General features: G+C 36.1%; 16 protein-coding genes and 1 tRNA gene. 4 read left to right on the forward strand and 13 right to left on the reverse strand.

The features are described 5' to 3' along the window. Positions 1-5: 5 nt before the first annotated feature. The 9 genes from EG2_RS04075 to EG2_RS04115 form a co-directional block, all read right to left on the reverse strand. Positions 6-860 carry a two-component system regulatory protein YycI gene (locus tag EG2_RS04075; RefSeq protein ID WP_060813631.1) on the reverse strand — a complete coding sequence of 285 codons (855 nt, stop codon included), beginning with the start codon at positions 858-860 and terminating at the stop codon, positions 6-8. Next, positions 861-2,165, reverse strand: coding sequence for a YycH family regulatory protein (locus EG2_RS04080; protein ID WP_060813632.1), 1,305 nt, complete (start codon positions 2,163-2,165; stop codon positions 861-863). It abuts the gene before it with no gap. Continuing rightward, positions 2,162-4,003: a cell wall metabolism sensor histidine kinase WalK gene (gene walK / locus EG2_RS04085; RefSeq protein WP_003127434.1), complete on the reverse strand. Its 1,842-nt coding sequence runs from the start codon at positions 4,001-4,003 to the stop codon at positions 2,162-2,164. Before walK ends, EG2_RS04080 begins: the two co-directional genes overlap by 4 nt. Before the next feature lie 3 nt (positions 4,004-4,006). Beyond that, complete coding sequence (gene yycF, locus EG2_RS04090; protein WP_005471699.1) at positions 4,007-4,711, reverse strand: response regulator YycF; 705 nt, start codon at positions 4,709-4,711, stop codon at positions 4,007-4,009. A 156-nt stretch (positions 4,712-4,867) separates the two neighbouring features. Continuing rightward, a complete protein-coding gene (locus tag EG2_RS04095) occupies positions 4,868-5,155 on the reverse strand; it encodes a DUF1905 domain-containing protein (RefSeq protein ID WP_003127432.1) in 288 nt (95 codons plus the stop codon). A 379-nt stretch (positions 5,156-5,534) separates the two neighbouring features. Continuing rightward, on the reverse strand, positions 5,535-6,404 hold the full coding sequence (locus EG2_RS04100; protein WP_060813633.1) for a DegV family protein: 870 nt from the start codon (positions 6,402-6,404) through the stop codon (positions 5,535-5,537). Further along, positions 6,397-6,963, reverse strand: coding sequence for a DUF1836 domain-containing protein (locus EG2_RS04105; protein WP_005471696.1), 567 nt, complete (start codon positions 6,961-6,963; stop codon positions 6,397-6,399). Before EG2_RS04105 ends, EG2_RS04100 begins: the two co-directional genes overlap by 8 nt. Positions 6,964-7,559: 596 nt before the next feature. Then, entirely contained in the window at positions 7,560-9,242 is a 1,683-nt protein-coding gene (locus tag EG2_RS04110) for an amidohydrolase family protein (protein ID WP_060813634.1), read from the reverse strand. Then, a complete protein-coding gene (locus tag EG2_RS04115) occupies positions 9,239-10,846 on the reverse strand; it encodes an MFS transporter (protein ID WP_060813635.1) in 1,608 nt (535 codons plus the stop codon). The genes EG2_RS04110 and EG2_RS04115 overlap by 4 nt, the downstream gene beginning before the upstream one ends. Before the next feature lie 145 nt (positions 10,847-10,991). Here EG2_RS04115 and EG2_RS04120 point away from each other — a divergent pair, with 145 nt between their 5' ends. Both EG2_RS04120 and EG2_RS04125 read left to right on the forward strand, forming a co-directional pair. Beyond that, positions 10,992-12,794, forward strand: coding sequence for a BglG family transcription antiterminator (locus EG2_RS04120; protein ID WP_060813636.1), 1,803 nt, complete (start codon positions 10,992-10,994; stop codon positions 12,792-12,794). Between the two features lie 304 nt (positions 12,795-13,098). Beyond that, positions 13,099-13,521, forward strand: coding sequence for a cupin domain-containing protein (locus tag EG2_RS04125; RefSeq protein ID WP_060813637.1), 423 nt, complete (start codon positions 13,099-13,101; stop codon positions 13,519-13,521). Between the two features lie 566 nt (positions 13,522-14,087). Here the strand turns inward: EG2_RS04125 and EG2_RS04130 are convergent. Together EG2_RS04130 and EG2_RS04135 are read right to left on the reverse strand one after the other, a co-directional pair. Beyond that, positions 14,088-15,257 (reverse strand): tyrosine-type recombinase/integrase, encoded by a 1,170-nt coding sequence (locus tag EG2_RS04130; RefSeq protein WP_060813638.1) that lies wholly within the window; start codon positions 15,255-15,257, stop codon positions 14,088-14,090. A 43-nt stretch (positions 15,258-15,300) separates the two neighbouring features. Further along, the gene (locus EG2_RS04135) at positions 15,301-15,531 is read right to left on the reverse strand and encodes a helix-turn-helix domain-containing protein (RefSeq protein ID WP_060813639.1); all 231 of its coding nucleotides are present in this window, start codon (positions 15,529-15,531) and stop codon (positions 15,301-15,303) included. A gap of 74 nt (positions 15,532-15,605) precedes the next feature. Between EG2_RS04135 and EG2_RS04140 the strand changes: the two genes are divergently transcribed. Next, positions 15,606-15,678: transfer RNA gene (locus tag EG2_RS04140), tRNA-Lys, on the forward strand. Positions 15,679-15,838: 160 nt separating this feature from the next. Further along, on the forward strand, positions 15,839-16,060 hold the full coding sequence (locus EG2_RS04145) for a hypothetical protein (RefSeq protein ID WP_060813640.1): 222 nt from the start codon (positions 15,839-15,841) through the stop codon (positions 16,058-16,060). A gap of 321 nt (positions 16,061-16,381) precedes the next feature. On the opposite strand, the gene EG2_RS04150 is transcribed toward EG2_RS04145, so the two are convergent. Further along, a complete protein-coding gene (locus EG2_RS04150) occupies positions 16,382-16,627 on the reverse strand; it encodes a helix-turn-helix domain-containing protein (protein ID WP_060813641.1) in 246 nt (81 codons plus the stop codon). Next, a complete protein-coding gene (locus EG2_RS04155; protein ID WP_060813642.1) occupies positions 16,621-17,022 on the reverse strand; it encodes an RNA polymerase sigma factor in 402 nt (133 codons plus the stop codon). Before EG2_RS04155 ends, EG2_RS04150 begins: the two co-directional genes overlap by 7 nt. Positions 17,023-17,292 lie beyond the last annotated feature (270 nt).

Here is a 17,292-nt window from a genome sequence, read left to right on the forward strand (position 1 = left end):
TTTTTCTATGGATTTTCTACTTTTTGTACTGCATTGTTTGTAATGATTCGATTACTAAAGGCATTGACAGTTTCGATCTGAATATTTTCATCCGCATCTGCTTTGACAGCAACGAACCAAGCCGGAATGTACACATTCCGATCACCAACAATCAAAATCCTTGTGTAAGCCAGCTCTGTCCATAATATCTTAGAATGACTAGGCAACTTATTATTCAAATAAAGCGTGTTGACGGCTTCTTTCTCTGAATAGAGAGTCATTTTCTCCCGCAGCGGGGTGATATTGGAAATGTGGGTCTGAGTATACTTAGCGATCTGCAACAGTTTATCTGACGATTCTAAAGTCATATCGATCCGGCTTGAGCTGTCATTGAACGGGATATTTTCATAGGACTGACTGGCAACAATGGTTGGGTATTCTTGATCTAATAGCGACAAGTTCTTCATATAGTGATATTCCTCTCCATAGAGGACTTGATCTTTTCGCTGAAGGTATTCATTGACCGTCTTTTCCGCCTGTGTGTCATCACTAATGTAGAATCCTCCGGAAGAAATATGGGTCAACTGCTGCCCTTTGACAGTAGTCGCCTCGACTAACCGCTTGTCCCCTTGCGCTTCTTTCAAAGCAGCAGCCAAATCGGTTTGTTCACCACTTAAATAGTACCCGCTCAAATACTCGTCAGAAAGTTCTCCTGAATATTTGATGTCTTCTGAGGCTAGTCGCTGTTCAATCGGGATCGTCTGATTTGACTGCAAAACGTTCTGCTGTTCACTGCGGGCTTCACTGTAAATGTTGAACAAAAAGACATTCAACCCCAAAAACGCTAGGAAAAAAATCCATTCGATTCGCTTGAAATCCAATCAAACTCCCCCCGTTTCTGTCAATTTAGCCATTAATTCCTGATAATTGAACCAGTTATTCTCATACTTTACATACCAAGTTGGTGTCAAATCGACGACAGAAGCCCCTTTGATGTCGCCCCATTGATAGCCAACAATAATCTGCTGCAGCTGATCCGTCTCTGCCCCTGCAGAAAGCAAGTCACTGCGAACGGTTAAGCTTGAAGGCAGCTCCACCTCGGTCTCAGAAGGAATCGGCACTTGGATCGCATTTAAACTAGATTCGATTGCCATCTCTCGATTCCCTAATTGCCCACTGTTAGAAAAAGTTACTTTCATCAATCCCTGAGCACCACTGCTGAAGACTGGATACCCTTCTACAAAAATACGATAATCTAGTTGATTGCTTAACCGATCAAAAAAGCGTATCGTTCCGAAATTGTTGCCCAAACGACGAATATAGTCCGCACTTTGCATAAACAGATCCGTTTCATCACTTTCTGAAACAGTGGTTTCAAATTTGACTACTTGATCATCATGCAAAACCGCCATATTCTGTCCACCTTCATAATAATAAGTATCCACACTATCATCATTGACTTTGACATCTTTTGGCGAAGTAAAAAATGCTTCTCGAAAGAGATTCGCCGATTGCAAAGAGGAAACATAGCTGTATTTTTTCAGCTTGATCGTGTCCTGTGTATAGAACTGATTGCTTTTTCCTGATTCTTCCTGGCGCATCGCTGTCCATTCTCTTGGATTATCTTTCAAAATGCGATTCACATCATTTTTATCCCAGTCAATCTTGCCTTCAATGATCCGTGATTCTTCCAAATTCACAAACTGGATTTTATTCTCTTTCAAATCGATTTGAATACGGGAGAAAGCCATTTTGTTGGCTTCGTTGTCACCTAATGCCAATTCAACATCAAAGGTCTCCGCGTAATCATTTAGTAAGAACGGCGTGTAATACGCCAACGTCACTCCCTCATCCAATGTTGCTGCCTCTGAAAAAGACTTGGAATCATAATTTTGTACCGTCAGATCATTGACTTGAGCATCCGAGAGCAGTCCCTGAACGTCACGAATCAACGTTTCAGAATTGGTTTCCTTGACTTCATCTTGGTGGATCCAGGTTAAATACAATGGCAAAAATAAATCACTTTTTTGTTTGTAGGTCTGAATACTCGTATTGACTGTATCTGTAGCTTGTTCGACTGAACGATCGTAACCGGTGGGATTCAGCCAAATCATGTAGGAAAAGTAAAAGCTTAGGGCAACCATAACGATCAGACCTAAACGAATCATTTTTTCTGAGACTTTCATTCCCACCAATCCTCCTCATACGGTTCATATGGCAACATGATATAAAATGTTGAACCGCGGTTTTCTCGGCTTTCTGCCCAAATGGCTCCCCCATGAGATTTGATCACTTCGCGGGAAATGGCTAATCCTAAACCAGTACCACCTTGTTGCCGGGCGCGGGCTTTATCAACACGGTAAAAGCGGTCAAAGATTTTGGTAAGATCCTTTTTAGGGATGCCTAGGCCTTGATCATTGATACTCAAAACGATATTGTTATGGGTTTCCATCAATTTGACTGTGATCACACCGCCATCAGGTGAATATTTGATAGCATTGTTCATAATATTGTCGATCACTTGAATCATCTTATCCGTATCGACTTCGACCCAAAGTTCACGTTTGGTGAATTCACGACGAATCACATATTTTTTGTTCTCATTCGTCACCATCATATCAAATCGATCCAATACAAAGCTGACCAACTCATTGAAATTGATGTATTCCAATTGCAGTTGCGCATTGCCGCTGTCCATTCGTGAAAGACTCAGTAGGTCATTGATCATTCGAATCATCCGATCCGTTTCATCTAATGTCACTTTCAAGAAGTTCGGTGCGATTTCTGGATCTTGCCAAGCCCCTTCGCTCAACGCTTCAATATAGCTGCGCATACTGGTCAAAGGTGTTCGCAATTCGTGAGACACATTGGATACAAACTCTCGCCGCTCTTGTTCATTTTTCTCTTGTTCTGTAACATCATGCATCACCGCTACTAAACCAGAAATAAATCCAGACTCACGGCGAATCATTGAAAAGTCGATTCGTAAAATCAAATTCGTTCCAACGATGTCATTGTTGGGCCGTTCGATCAGCATTTCATCAGGACTTTCTAGCAGTTTACGCAAGGTGTATTCTTCATCGATTTGGAGCAGAGTCAGAATCGATTGACCGACTGCTTCTTCAGAAGTAACATTCAATAACGACATCGCCATCTCATTGATCGTAATGACTTTCCCACGGCGGTCAGTCGCTACGACGCCATCGGTCATGTGGGAGAGGACACTATCTAGTCGATTTCGTTCCGACTCCATTGCTTCTTGTGTTTCTTCGATACGTTCTCCTAGCTGATTGAATGTTTCAGCCAGCTGTCCCAGTTCATCTTGACCATGAACTGCTACTTTGCGGCTATAATCCCCTTTGGCAATCCGAATGGCTTGTTCCCGCATTTCCCCAATCGGCTGAGTGATGGATCGGGAAACAAGTAGGGCAACAACGATCGAGATCGCTGCAGCAATTAAAGAAGCCGTCACAAAAATCACGGCAGTATCACTGACTTCACTGTATTTCTGTTCCAGATTGCTTCGCAGATACAATGTACCTAAAACCGTATCCCCTGTAGGCGACTGGATCGATTGGACAATGTTGTAGACCCGCTGTCCTGTCGATTCGTCATACAACACTTCACTACGGTTCGTATCATAATCTCGGTAATCGTTTTTTTCACCCACTGAACCTCGATCATTGATATTGGTGGTTGCCCGAATGATTCCTTGTTCATCTACGACCCGCATCTCTAAAATCTCAGAAGAGTTGGTACTGGAAAGGATCCGGTTCAAAGAAGAATTCATTGCATCCCAATCGAGGCTGTCTTCGGCGTCCATTCGACTAAGTTCTGAACCTAGAGTAACGACCAACGTGCTAGCTCTTGCCTCCATGTCGCGCTTAAAGGCATCGATCGTTGTTTTCTCTAATTCGCGAATAAAATACGCCCCGATAATCTGGATCGAAATCAATAAGATCAAGATAAAAGTCAGGGCGATTTTGAAGTTCACTGATCGAAAAAAGCGAACCTTATTTTTCATAGCTTATTCCTGTTCAGGGTTCCGCAAGTAATAGCCGACTCCGCGACGAGTGACCAAATAATTCGGATGACTTGGGCTATCTTCGATTTTTTCCCGTAAACGGCGAACGGTAACGTCGACGGTCCGCACATCACCAAAATAATCATATCCCCAGACGGTTTGCAGCAAATGTTCCCGTGTCATGACTTGACCTAAGTGTTTCGCTAGATAGTGCATTAGTTCAAATTCACGATGGGTCAATTCGATTGCTTCGCCATTTTTAGTTACCATGTAGGCATCTGGATGGATCGTCAAATCACCGATTGTCAATTCTGCATTCGGTGCTTCTTCTGCTTCTTTCGCCGAAGCAGAACCGCGACGTAAATTAGCTTTGACACGAGCTACTAATTCACGGTTGGAGAAGGGCTTAGTCACGTAATCATCGGCACCCAATTCCAGTCCTAACACTTTGTCGATCTCAGAATCTTTGGCGGTAACCATAATGATCGGCATATCGTGATTTTTTCGAACTTCACGTGCCACTTCTAATCCATCCATTTTCGGCAGCATCAAATCTAATAAAATCAGATCCGGTTCAACTTCTGCCACTTTTTCTAATGCTTCTTCACCATCATAAGCTGTATATACTTCGTAGCCTTCTTTTGTCAAATTGAATTTGACGATGTCCGAGATCGGTTTTTCATCGTCCACGACTAGGATCTTTTTCAAAAAATGTCACCTCATTTTTTATTCTTTCCTACTTATTATACATGATTTAGGATGTGTTTTCATCTTTCCTCAAATCTTAGCCTTGATCTATGCTTATTCTTAAGAAAATTTTGTATCGATGTTCTTTCTTTTTCACACTCATGATTGCTAACTTATTCATTCCGTAATAGGTTTCACAACAACTTTTACAGTATCGCCAATGTCTTTTTTGATCTGTTTGCGAATCTCTTTCTTGATTCCTAAAATATAACAAATACTTCCGTCTTGGTTTTTCAACCCCATATTGACGATACTTCCTTGATAGTCAACGCCATCAAATGTTGCCTGAACTTTCAGCCGCCCTTTATTCCATTCAGCCCGCAAATCGTAAGGAAAAATCACGTATGCTCCACCTTTACCAATCTCAGAAGAATAAATGGTTGATTCAAAAACATATTCTTTCATTGTCACTCACTCCTTTTTCATAAACAACTCAAGATACTGCCTTAAGTAATCCGGATAGCATAAAACTCCATCTGTAAGCATCCGTCTCCTTGGAGAACTGTTGCTTTGTTCTATGAAATCATTATACTGCTTGTTTTGTTCAACGAAAATAACTTAGGTGTAAATAGGAGTAAGTAGGCGCAAAGGAGAGCATCGAAGAGCAAAAGAGAGCCAAACCCTTCAGGTCACTGACCATTGCGGCATCTCTAGAGAAACAGGCTTCTTTTCACTCATCGGCACAAAAAAAGGTATGAAAGTTGAAAAGACAACTTTCATACCTTTTAACATTCATTAATGAATGATTGTGAGCGGCTCTTAGAAAACGATCACAGTCACTCGATCAAATCCCCGTTTCGTCTAACAGCTGCACTCCGACGCCTAATAATCCAGGTCCTGTATGCACAACCAGTGCCGGTGAAATCTGTCCAAAGAAAATTTCTTTCACTTGAGGAAATTCTTGTTCAAGACGAGTTTTCATTTCTTTAGCTTCTGCCAACGCATCCCCCTGGGCCACGGCTAGGCGAAATTGTTTGTGATTTCCAATGTACTGTTTCACCAGTTCAACGGTCTTGTCCAAACTCTTTTTACGTCCTCGTGATTTCGCTACTGTGTAATAAATCCCTTCGTCATTACAAGAAATGATTGGATTCAATTTCAAGGCATTTCCGAGAATTGAAGCAACCAAACCAATTCGGCCGCCTTTTTGCAAGTACTCCAATGTCGCTACATTGAAAAAGACCTTATTTCGGACAACTTCTTGTAGCAGCTGTTCTTTGAGCTCTTGCCATGTGATTCCCTCATTCAGCAACTCAGCAGCTCTGATCGCTTGTAATCCAGCACCAATCCCGATATTTTTCGTATCTAAAACAAAAATATCCAAGTCATTCCGTTGTTCTCCCATCAAGCGAACAACATTATAAGTACCGCTCAACCCACTAGAAATGGTGACTGCCAGAACTTGTTCATAGCCATCGGCTTTGATTCGATCAAATATCTTGTTGATGGTTTCGCCATCGGGCAATGACGTACTAGGAATTTCTTGCGGCAATCGTTGATAGATCTCTTCAGCTGTAATATCCACTTTATCCGTATACGTCCGATCCTTGTATATGATCTGCAATGGCAACATATACATACCATATTGTGACATGATTTCTGCCGGGACATCGGTTCCCGAGTCGACAAGCAGGGCAATTTTCTCTTTATTCATGGGATTCTCCTTTGTGCGTTTCCAAGTAATTTACTTCTAGTTCAATCGTTTTTTCTGCCAATAATTTATTTGCAAACGAACGGGTCGCCCCTTTGATCGCGATCAGTTCTACTGGAATCGGATCGGTAGACACCGCTTCTTTTGAACCTGCTGCCTCTTGGCAGACTGTCCAAATGGCTTTTTCCTGTTCTTCACAAAATAAATTGTACGCATTTCGTATCCCGACTACTTTTCCTTGAAACAATATTCCCGTCTTGATTTCTGGGATTGTCAACACTTGCTTCAACATCGTAATGGCAATCAAAAATGCCAAATGTTTTTGGTTATACCGTTTTTTCTCTGGGGGTGGGATCATCCCTTTTTTGACGTAATTATTGACCATTGATGATGTCAGCAGTGAATGTTTTTCCGACTGGATTACCGGCGACAAGTACTGATCGATCAGCGTAATGACTTGATCCATGTACAGTTCCAAAGTTGGCAGCTCTTCCCACCGAGGCAAATGAAAGGAATTCAGCGACTCGCTCCAATCAAATAAATCTGAACGTAATTTTTCCATAATCTTCTCCATCTTAAATAGCAGAATATTGGTTTATCAAAAACTTTTTATCTGGTTTTGATAACTAGATAAATTTTACCATATACTGGTATTGGATTGTAGTCCTCTGCTCAAAATTTAGGAAAACAAAAGAATTTGATTTTTGAAACGCACAAACATCACGAACGAAGTGCGCTCTAAGTATTCTTCTGTTGGAAATTGAGATAAAAAACGGATTTTTTTAATAGAACGATTGATTTTTAAATAAGCGAATGCAAGAGAAATTAACTTGTTAATGAAAGAGTGATAATCAAAGAACCTCCAGTAAATTTGTCTTTCACGTTAGATAGAAAATTGACGAAAAAAAAAGACCACTTTTTCAAGTGGCCTAACAATTTATTATCATTTAAACTTATAGGAGCTTTGATGGCAAAGAATGATAATAAACGAATATCGGTAGCTCATTGACAGTCTTTTGGCTAAGACTAAAGACCGTAATAATCTACGATAGTAAATTAACTATTACATAAAGCGAAAGGATTAACTAGTTTAAAAAAATACAGATTCTTGAATTTTTTTAAATATCCAGTTACCAAATGTTACTTTTTATACAAGCGTCAACTCAACGGAATTTCTTTTCCCTCCATAATCAATTGTTTCACATCTTGTTTTAGATTCTCAAAATGATTGGTTGAATCTAACAAATCTTTTTCAAATACAGTAAATGATGCTCGTTTGCCTTTTTCAAGGCTGCCAAATAACTCTTCATTACGATTTTGTTTGGCAGCTTCAATTGTGATTGCTCTAATTCCCGTTACGACATCGATAGTTTGAACACGACTATCACTAATTTCTTGGTCTTCATCATCTCTGCGAGTGACCGCTTTATAGACACCGTATAGTGGTCTTGTCGGCATATTACAAGCATCACTGTGAATAGATAACTCAAAATGACTATCATCGATCACATCTTTTAGACGTAAGAAATTTTGCGTTAAGAAATGTTTCGGATAAAGTCCAGCTTTTTCCCACATTGGCCAAATATCCATATAAGCAGCCAGAGCAGAAATATTCACCGATAAATTATTTTCTCGTACAAAGTCAAAAAATTCATCATTTGAGAAAGCAAAGTGTTGGATAGACATTTTATAATCCTTTCGAGGTGCTCTATCCAAAAGTTCTTTCAATTTCTTAGCTAATGTTAATTGAGACAAATCACCTTGTGAATGAATATAAAAATCATAACCATTCTGCCAAAAAGGCATAAAATCATCAACAAATGTATCGATATTATGACCTTTAAAGTCATAATTCCATTTACCAACCGTGCCATTCGTTAACGGCTCAGACAACATGATTTGATGATCAATCACTGCACCATCAAAGAAAAATTTCAATGCTTTCATCATCTTAAAGTTATCTGTATCATATTTATCCATCATTTGATTAATATAATCAAACGTTTTTTCATTATCATTATCGAATTGATTGTTTACATGCTGATAATTTGTTAAAAACGACATATGGATAGGATAATCTGATTGATCAAAATCTTTGTAGAATTCGATTTCTTTTTCAATTCCTGAAGTACCGCCTCCCATGTATTCTGCTGTAGCAATTACACCATTCACTTTTGCATTTTCTAGATATAGTTTTTTCCCTCTTTCAAGGTTGTCATTATTATAAAGAACTGGTGCTAAATAGCTGATATATGGCATATAAGCTGTTTCAGTAAAGTTACCATCATAATCACCTTCGTCTGTTAGGCCACATCCAAAAGTATCTTTAGCCACATGGTCAAATCCAAATTCTTTGATTGCATAAGTGTTCATTACAGCACCATGACCTGTTCCATACAATAAAACTAAAGGCTTTTTATCTTCTAATTGATCAAGTTCTTTGGCCGTAATCTTTCCATGACGTTGCTGATTATATCCAAAGAATAGAAATGCTTCTTTTTCTTTCTTCACAAGCTCCTTCTTCAATCTTTCCATCATATCTTCTCGATCGAGACATCCAGGAACTTCCCCATATTTTCCAAAATCCCAATATTTGAAGTCAATCAATGTGCAGTTGCCTAAAATATAGGATGTAAGCATAGGATGTGAATGAGGTTCAACAAAACCTGGATATAGATAATCATTTTCATAGTTCATTACTTTTTCTGCTTGGGGGTATTTGTTGATCAGATCATCAAAATCACCAGCTTCAATGATCTTGCCCTCATCTTCCACAACTCCTGTTGCAATTGTAAATGCATCGTCCATCAAATAAATCTTTTTCCCTTTGAAAATTTTCATTTTCGATCATCCTTTCTCAAATTATTTTCAATACCAGTTGTTCCAAGAATAAAGAGCACTGATATCAATCCCATTGTATATAGCGCATATTTAGTTGAATGTATCCGTATTTCAGCATTTGTTTTCACTAATGTTTGTTTTTCTTTTTCTAATAGAGTGTGTTGACCAAATTGCTCTAGTATAGCAGCGTCACTTTTGAATGCTACTCGTTCCTGTCTAATCCGATCTTTTAGCTCATTCGATAGTCCAGATTCTTTTTTTATTGCTGAATCCCAACCAGATGATAAAGAAAAAAGCATAACCATTCCTAATATTGCAACACCTAAAGCTTGACCGATATTCCGCGAAGTTGTTTGGATGCCGCCAGACTGTTCAGCATCCCGTGTATTAGTGGCTGTAGCCACAATATTCGAACATTGGGAACTAACAAGTCCCATACCAATTCCTGAAAGAAATAAGCCTAAGTACATAAACTTGCTCACTCCGGCAGGTAATAGCGAATAGCTCATAGGTACTACACCTATCGCTAATAATAGATAACCAATTCTCAAAATATATTTAGGATGTATATGAGAGAGATACTTAGGAGTGAGTAGTGAAAAGAGAAACATCGGAATCCCCATAAATCCCATGGCAAAACCTGTTTGCAAAGCATTGTAATTACTTACTATTTGCAAATAAGGGTTGATTACCATTATGACCCCGCCCAAATAAAAAAAGACAACACCGGATGCATACAACCCTTCTCTCACTTGTGCAGTTTTAATGAAAGAAGAAGGAATCAAAGCGCAGTTGTACTTTCTCTCAATACGTTTTTCGATTTGTACTAAGCACACTAAAATAATCAGACCTAAAAAGATCAATGGCAACGCAGGAGAAAAACCAAAGATCGTGAAAGGAGCTTCGATAGGTTTAACTAGTCCCCAAACGTTTATCTTGGAGATCCCAATCAAGAAGAGGAATAGCCCACACGCACCAACAAAAGTCCCCAGGTAATCAAAACGCAGCTTTGACGATGATTTAGGAATATTGGGAATGATACTAGACCCCACTACTATCGCTGCAAAGTAAAGCGCTAAAAATCCGAATGCTACTCTAAAGCCAAAGTTATCAATTAAAATACCTGCTAATACTGGACCTGCTGCAGAGGCAATTCCTGTGGCTGCTCCAATTGCGCCAAAAGCAAATGCACGTTCTTTCCCCGTTTTGTATATACCTGGGACCATTCCTAGTACAGAAGGAATCATCAAGCTGGCTCCCAAACCAACGACAAGTCTGCCTCCCCATGTAAAAGTCTCTATATTTTGTGAAATAGCAAGTATTACCTCACCAACTAATACCAGACTTGCGCCTATTCGGAAGTTCTTATTCCAGCCAATGATAATTCCTAGCATTCCCCCAACTATCATAAAAGCCCCTGCACATAATGAATAAACCATGTTTGCTAACTGTATATCGTTCATTGAAGCATTTAGTACAGAAATAAGAGAGTTTGTCGCAACGCTTAGAACTGAATTATCAGCAGATGTTCCGATTTGAGCGAACATTAAAATTAATAACGGTGCAAGTAGAAAACGCCCCTGTTTTTTACTATTCTTTTCCATAAATTGATGATCCTCCTAATTATTTTCTTGTTTTGTTAAATTTATTAATAGTGCTATTTGCTTAATACGGATTTATTCTAGGCTATAATTAGCAGGAGAAAAATGTTTCTATTTACCGGAGTTCTGGAAAAGGAGAACATATCTTATGAATACACGCCAAAAAAAACTAGTCGATTTACTACTAGCAAATCAAAGAAAATATGAAGTAATTGACTACTACAGTAAAAAATTGCTTTGTTCGGAAAAAACGATTCGCAATGACTTAAAAATCATCCAAGAATTCATTAAAAGGCATCATATCAAAGCAGCCCTTGATAAAGTGCCTGGCAGGGGAGTTAGGTTAATCATAGAGGATGAAGAGGATGAGCATCTCGCTTATTTACTAGATATTTATCGTTTACAGATTGATTCCCGTTACTCTTTATTTCACGATGCCTTCTATATCTTGTTATTTAGAAATAAGCCAATTCCTATCCCTGAATTAGCAGAACTGACTTATTCTAATTCCACTACACTAAAACATGAAATTAAGCATTGGGAAACACTCTTAAATAATTTTTCTATCACGTTAGACAAACACAAGGGAATAAAAGTTATTGGAGATGAGAAGAAAATACGTTTGTTTGCTTTGTATTATTTTTTTGGATTCTCAAATAATGCTTTTTCTTATGAATTTACTAGATCTTCACAGGCACAAATTGATCATATCCACCAGTCATTTGTCACTCAATTATCAATCAAATTGAATATTTCATTTACTTCAAATGCTTTTTTGCACTTTGCTATGTATTTAAAAATAATGACAGAACGTTTGAAATTGAAGTATTCCATTCAATACTGTAATCAAATTCCATTGGATGAGTATCAAAGAGAAAACTTTCATTTAATACAAGACTTATTTTCAAGTCACTATAAGATTTGTATACCAGAAACAGAATGTCTGTTTCTTTTAGATTTAATAGAAATTAGCACGAAGCAAAAATCGATTGAAGAAATCCAAAATTTTGCCCCCTCAAAAACTGTAAAAAAAGCGGTCAAAGTTTTTATTCAGCAAATTCAACAAATAATCAACTATTCTTTTGATCCATTAACTATCAAAGCACTTGAGGCCGAATTTGATTTAGCCATTATTAGATCAAAAAAAGAGATTCGAGTAATCAATACACTTTATAACGATATTATCCAAAAAGATCCCTTTTTGTTTGGAACTGTGAGCTTCCTATTCAATTCGACCCCTGAATTATCCATTTTTAATTTTAATCGCATGGATATTTGTCGTTTCGTAATGATCATTAAAAACAATATCGACCAGTATTTTTTGGAATACCCCCAAATTACTGCCGTACTTATTTCCAATACAGGCATGGATCAATTATTTTATACCAAAAAGACTATCGAAAAATACTTACCCTTTATAAAAATCGAACACTTTCTATCTCCAGAACAATTGAAAAATTCTAAGTTAGCCATTGATATTATTATTTCATTTGAGTATCTGAATAATCCTTGTTATCCAATTGTATACGTTGATTATCTACTTACTTATGACAAGTTGATGTCTTTAAAAAGTAAAATTCAAGATATTGTTTTCACTAGAAAAACACTGAAGGAAACAACCTATTCATCGATTCGTCTTTCCAAAAGAAAGAATTATTATTTGGACGATTTAAAGAATGTCTTATTGACCTATTTTTCTGATAAAAAATATGACTTTAATAGAGAAACAATGAAGAAGGTCATTAGCAATTCTTCATTTGTAGTAGAAGATTGCTTATACCTCATTACTTTTTTTCCAGACCTCTCTCAGCTAGAAAAGATAACTTTCCATTTAAAAAAAGAGCTGATTATTGGTATGAATCAAGTTTTTAAAGTAGTTCTATTTATAGCGGACTTAAATGAAATACATCAATTTTACGGAAGACCTGCGATTCTTTTGGATGTCAAATGAGGGAAGTCTAATTTTGAATTAAGCAGCTAGTCGATTTATTGCTTTGAAATAGATTATTTAAAAAAAATTAGTTTCTATTATAAACTCTGCCAAAGCGTTGGTTTATATCACTGATTCACTGCTTTTATGAAATAATTATTTTTACAACAACACGACAAATACATTTCTTTTATAATACAAGTGAAAACCATTTTCACATAAGGGCAATCACTATACATCTAATTTTTTTGGACTACACTAATAGTTAGATTGAGTGATCAAGATTCATATCAATCAAATTAAACTTTTTTAGGAGGTCTTTTTTATGTCTTTAAATTTTGAAGATCAAGGTGGGAAATCTGTCGTTCAAAACATTGAAGAATTAACATTACAAAATTCCAACTATAGAACGACTATCTGGACCGGTAAAAAATTACAAGTTACGGTAATGTCCATAGAACCGGGAGATGATATTGGTCTTGAAATCCATCAAGGAATTGATCAATTCTTAAGAATTGAATCTGGTAATGGTGTATGTAAAATGGGGCCGGAAAAAGATAAATTGCCTTTTGTCAAAGAAGTAGCGGCTGAGGATGCTATTTTTGTGCCAGCTGATACATGGCACAATGTTGAAAATACTGGAACAGAACCCTTGAAGCTGTATACGATCTACGCAGGGCCAGATCATCTGCCGGGAACCATCCATCCTACTCATGAAGATGCTAGAAACGATCCTAATGAACAATAAAACAAATAATAAAGCTTTGTATATTATTTGTGTAAAATAAAACAGATGCCTACCTGTTGGTTTGCAGCAGATAGACATCCTTTTTATTTCCTACATCAAAATCATTTTCTTACTAGAGTTTAGGCAAAACAAACTAGCATGCGGCTATCTTACATATTACTTTTTTTCTAGTATTTATAGGTATTGATAGTGAGTAGGGGTAGGGCCAACATTGCACGACTCGATTATTTCTTACACATCAACAATCATAAATTGTATCATCGAATGATTTTTGTTCCTTCTGTCATTACTCCTTACGATAATTCAACAATCATCATTCAGAACATATTGCTTTTTTTTTTATGAAATGTTAGAATAACAAAGTATTCTTTTTGGGCCGTTAGCTCAGTTGGTAGAGCAGCTGACTCTTAACCAAATGCTCTGCTTGTGAAAAAAGATTTATAAAGCTTTATAAATAGGTTTTTAGTTTGTGAATTTTTCATTGGCAATATATTGCCAACAAATTGCCAACGAAAAAAAGTCTAAAAACAAGAAACGATACCACAAAGATATTGTTTCTTGTTTTTTTATTCTTTAAATCCAAATGCGTTTTCTAACGCTTCTGCTGCACGATCTTTTACTCCTGCGGTTAAATGCGTATATAAATTAGCAGTTGTCGAATATGATGCATGTCCAAGCCATTCTTGAATGGATTTCATATTCTGTCCACTATCTAACATTATTGAAGCATTAGAATGACGCAAGTCATGAAAGCGAATTTTTTTCAATCCATTTTTCTTAATCAACTTACTCAAACGATGTGTTACATATTGAGGTTTCATCAACCGTCCATCTTCCATAGTAAATACGTACTCATTATCTTCTAAAATATAATCATCTCCTAAGAGAATACGATTATCTTGTTGCCATTTAGCTTGATTTACTAATGCTCGTTCAATCGTTTCAACCAAAGGCAACGTACGATAGCTGGAAGAGTTCTTTGTTTGATCTTTCTTTATTAACTGGGACATATTCTCTGGATTTTCTATGATTACATGGTTTATCACGATTTTTTTGTTAAAAAAATCAATAGCAGACCATTTTAATCCTAAAACTTCACTTCTTCGCAATCCATAAAATGCTGTTAAAAGAACTACTAAATAGAGCTTTTCTTCTGACAAAACATCAAGTAATTCCAAGATTTCTTGTTGATTATAAACTTGCGAAACAAATTGTTTCTTTTTTGGCTTTCTTACTTTATCTGCTACATTTGTACTTATCAATTCTGTAATAAAAGCCTCTTGAAGAGCTTTACGTATAAATGCGTGATAATGAATAACCGTATTAGCTGTACACTCATCATTAAGCATATATTGATAAAAATCTTGTAAATGATAAGGCTTTAACCTATTTAGTTTAATTTTTTTAGGATAGAAAAACTTGTAAATTCGATTATGGACGTAATGCTTGTACCCAACATATGTGTTAAATGCTACTTGTTTTTTTGATACTTCCAAATAATTAAGCAAATAGTCATAAAACAATAAATCGGGATTAGCACATTCACATTCCATAGCTAATTGACTTTCCAATTCTAATAAAAATTCATCTCTAATTTTTTCCGCTCGTTTTTTATTTCCTTTCTTTTTTAATTTTGTATCTTTCCACTTTTGTCTAATTTTTCCGTTAGAGTCTTTGTAAGATACAACTACTTGTAATGTTCCTCTTTTTTCAATTATGTTTGCTCTTAATTTCAATTCAATCTCTCCTCTTAAACTGAAATATCGGCAAAAATTTTGACTATTCTATTATAGCACGATTTTTACCTTCATCTTGTATTTTTAATATATACTCAATGACAGCTTTTTTAGGTATTTTATACCTTGTTCCAATTTTTATATTTTCTATCGAGCTATCTTTCAGCAAATCATAAGCTTTGTTTTTTCCAATATTCAACATTTTAGTTAAATCAGTAATTTTCAATATAGGTGGATAGCTTTCGAAAATTTTTTCATAATCTTGAATATTCATGAAATTCACTTCCAATCTGATAAAAGTGTTGCACTTTTTTTTTATAGGTGTTAGAATAACAAAGTATTAAATTTGGGCTGTTAGCTCAGTTGGTAGAGCAGATGACTCTTAATCATCGGGTCGCGGGTTCGAGCCCCTCACAGCCCATTGGGTGCCAAACCCTTAAATACAGTGTAAACGTTGGTGCTTAGCATTTAGAAAACGTCTATACTGTATTTTTTTATTTTCAAAAGAGACTGTAGTCCCCTTTTTTTTATTAAAAGACCACTGTAGTCATTGAATTTTTTAATAAGAAAGGAACATGATTATGAGTAATGAAATTGCTAATATAACAATAATTCGGGAAACATTACAAAACCATACTGCAAATGAAATCTCTAAACATACAGGATTAAATTTGAGTACTATAAAAAAACTAAAAAGTGGAGAACGTTTAATAGAAAAATTAAATTTACATGATGCTATTTGTCTCACTGAATTTGGTCTTAAAAATAATAGAAAAAATGTTGAAATCAATATATGGAAGTAATTCTTAATCAGCTGCTTTTGTCAAAAGCACATAGGAATTTCACCTCTCCCCAAGTTTACGGCGAGCCTTACGGAAGTATCATTATCCCAACTTCAAATCATCGCTTTTTATTGACTATAAAAATTATTTTAGAATGTTTATCGCTCCTTCTTTACAGTAAGAGATCATGGCGCAACTAAAATATGCTCCTTGAAGTGTTAACGTACTGATAGAATCTATTTAATTTTCAATGAACAATAGGTTTTCTACCTAAAACAATCTACTAATATCAAGTATTAAAAGACTCTTTTAGATAGAAAAATTGGAAAGGGGATTTTTTAGTTAGTTAACTTTAAATCTTAATATAGCTTCTATTAATTTATTTTCTAGTTGTCTGAACATAAACTCATCTACATAAGTAGTGAATTGTCCCACCCCGTTAAATCCATTTGTTAAACATAAACTAGCTATATAGCTGTGATAATGTTTCAGTATCATTTTGATCGAAATTGGATCTTCTTCCAGAGCAGATAAGATAATGGATAGAGGAACTAATGGATAATGTCGGTTTCTTTGCTTATCTACCATATTCCATACCCCATTTTCAATAGTTCAATTGCCTTCGTTCGTTGATACCAAATACCACTTGTGCTCATATTGAGAATCTTAGCGATTTCAGTATCGTTAAATCCTGCAAAATAATAGAGTAAAACAATCTTTCTTTTTACATCTGATAACTGATCAATTGCTGCTGATAACTTTTGATCTGAAATTAATATTTCCATTCCAAATAAGAAATAAACATCTTGTTCATCAAAATTAGTTTGTGGATACTTACCTTCATTTACATCATTCAGTGGTTCCTCATTTTCTTTTATTCTAGCGTTTCGTTTTCGAATAGACTTGGCTTCATTTCGTAATACTTTTTTACAGTAGGCATCAAATTGGTGTTGTATAGATATCTCGTTGTAGTTTCGTTGCATGATAATATGCTCCTTTTTTCCCCTTTCCACTAATACAACGATCAGGGAGTGCCTATTTTTCGAAAAAACCCAAAAAAAATTAAAACGAACTTCATAATTTGATTCTATACATCCTGTTTCAATGACATCTTATATTTCACAATAGAATAAATAGTTTTTTTGTAATTATGCTTTTCTTACGAGAAATTACAATTATTTTTTCTTTAGGTGAGAAAGCGAAAAAGAGTAGAGTTAAATTATTTTTCAGAAGATAACTAAAAATAGCGGCTT

This window comes from Enterococcus gallinarum NBRC 100675, assembly GCF_001544275.1.
Lineage (GTDB): Bacteria > Bacillota > Bacilli > Lactobacillales > Enterococcaceae > Enterococcus_D > Enterococcus_D gallinarum.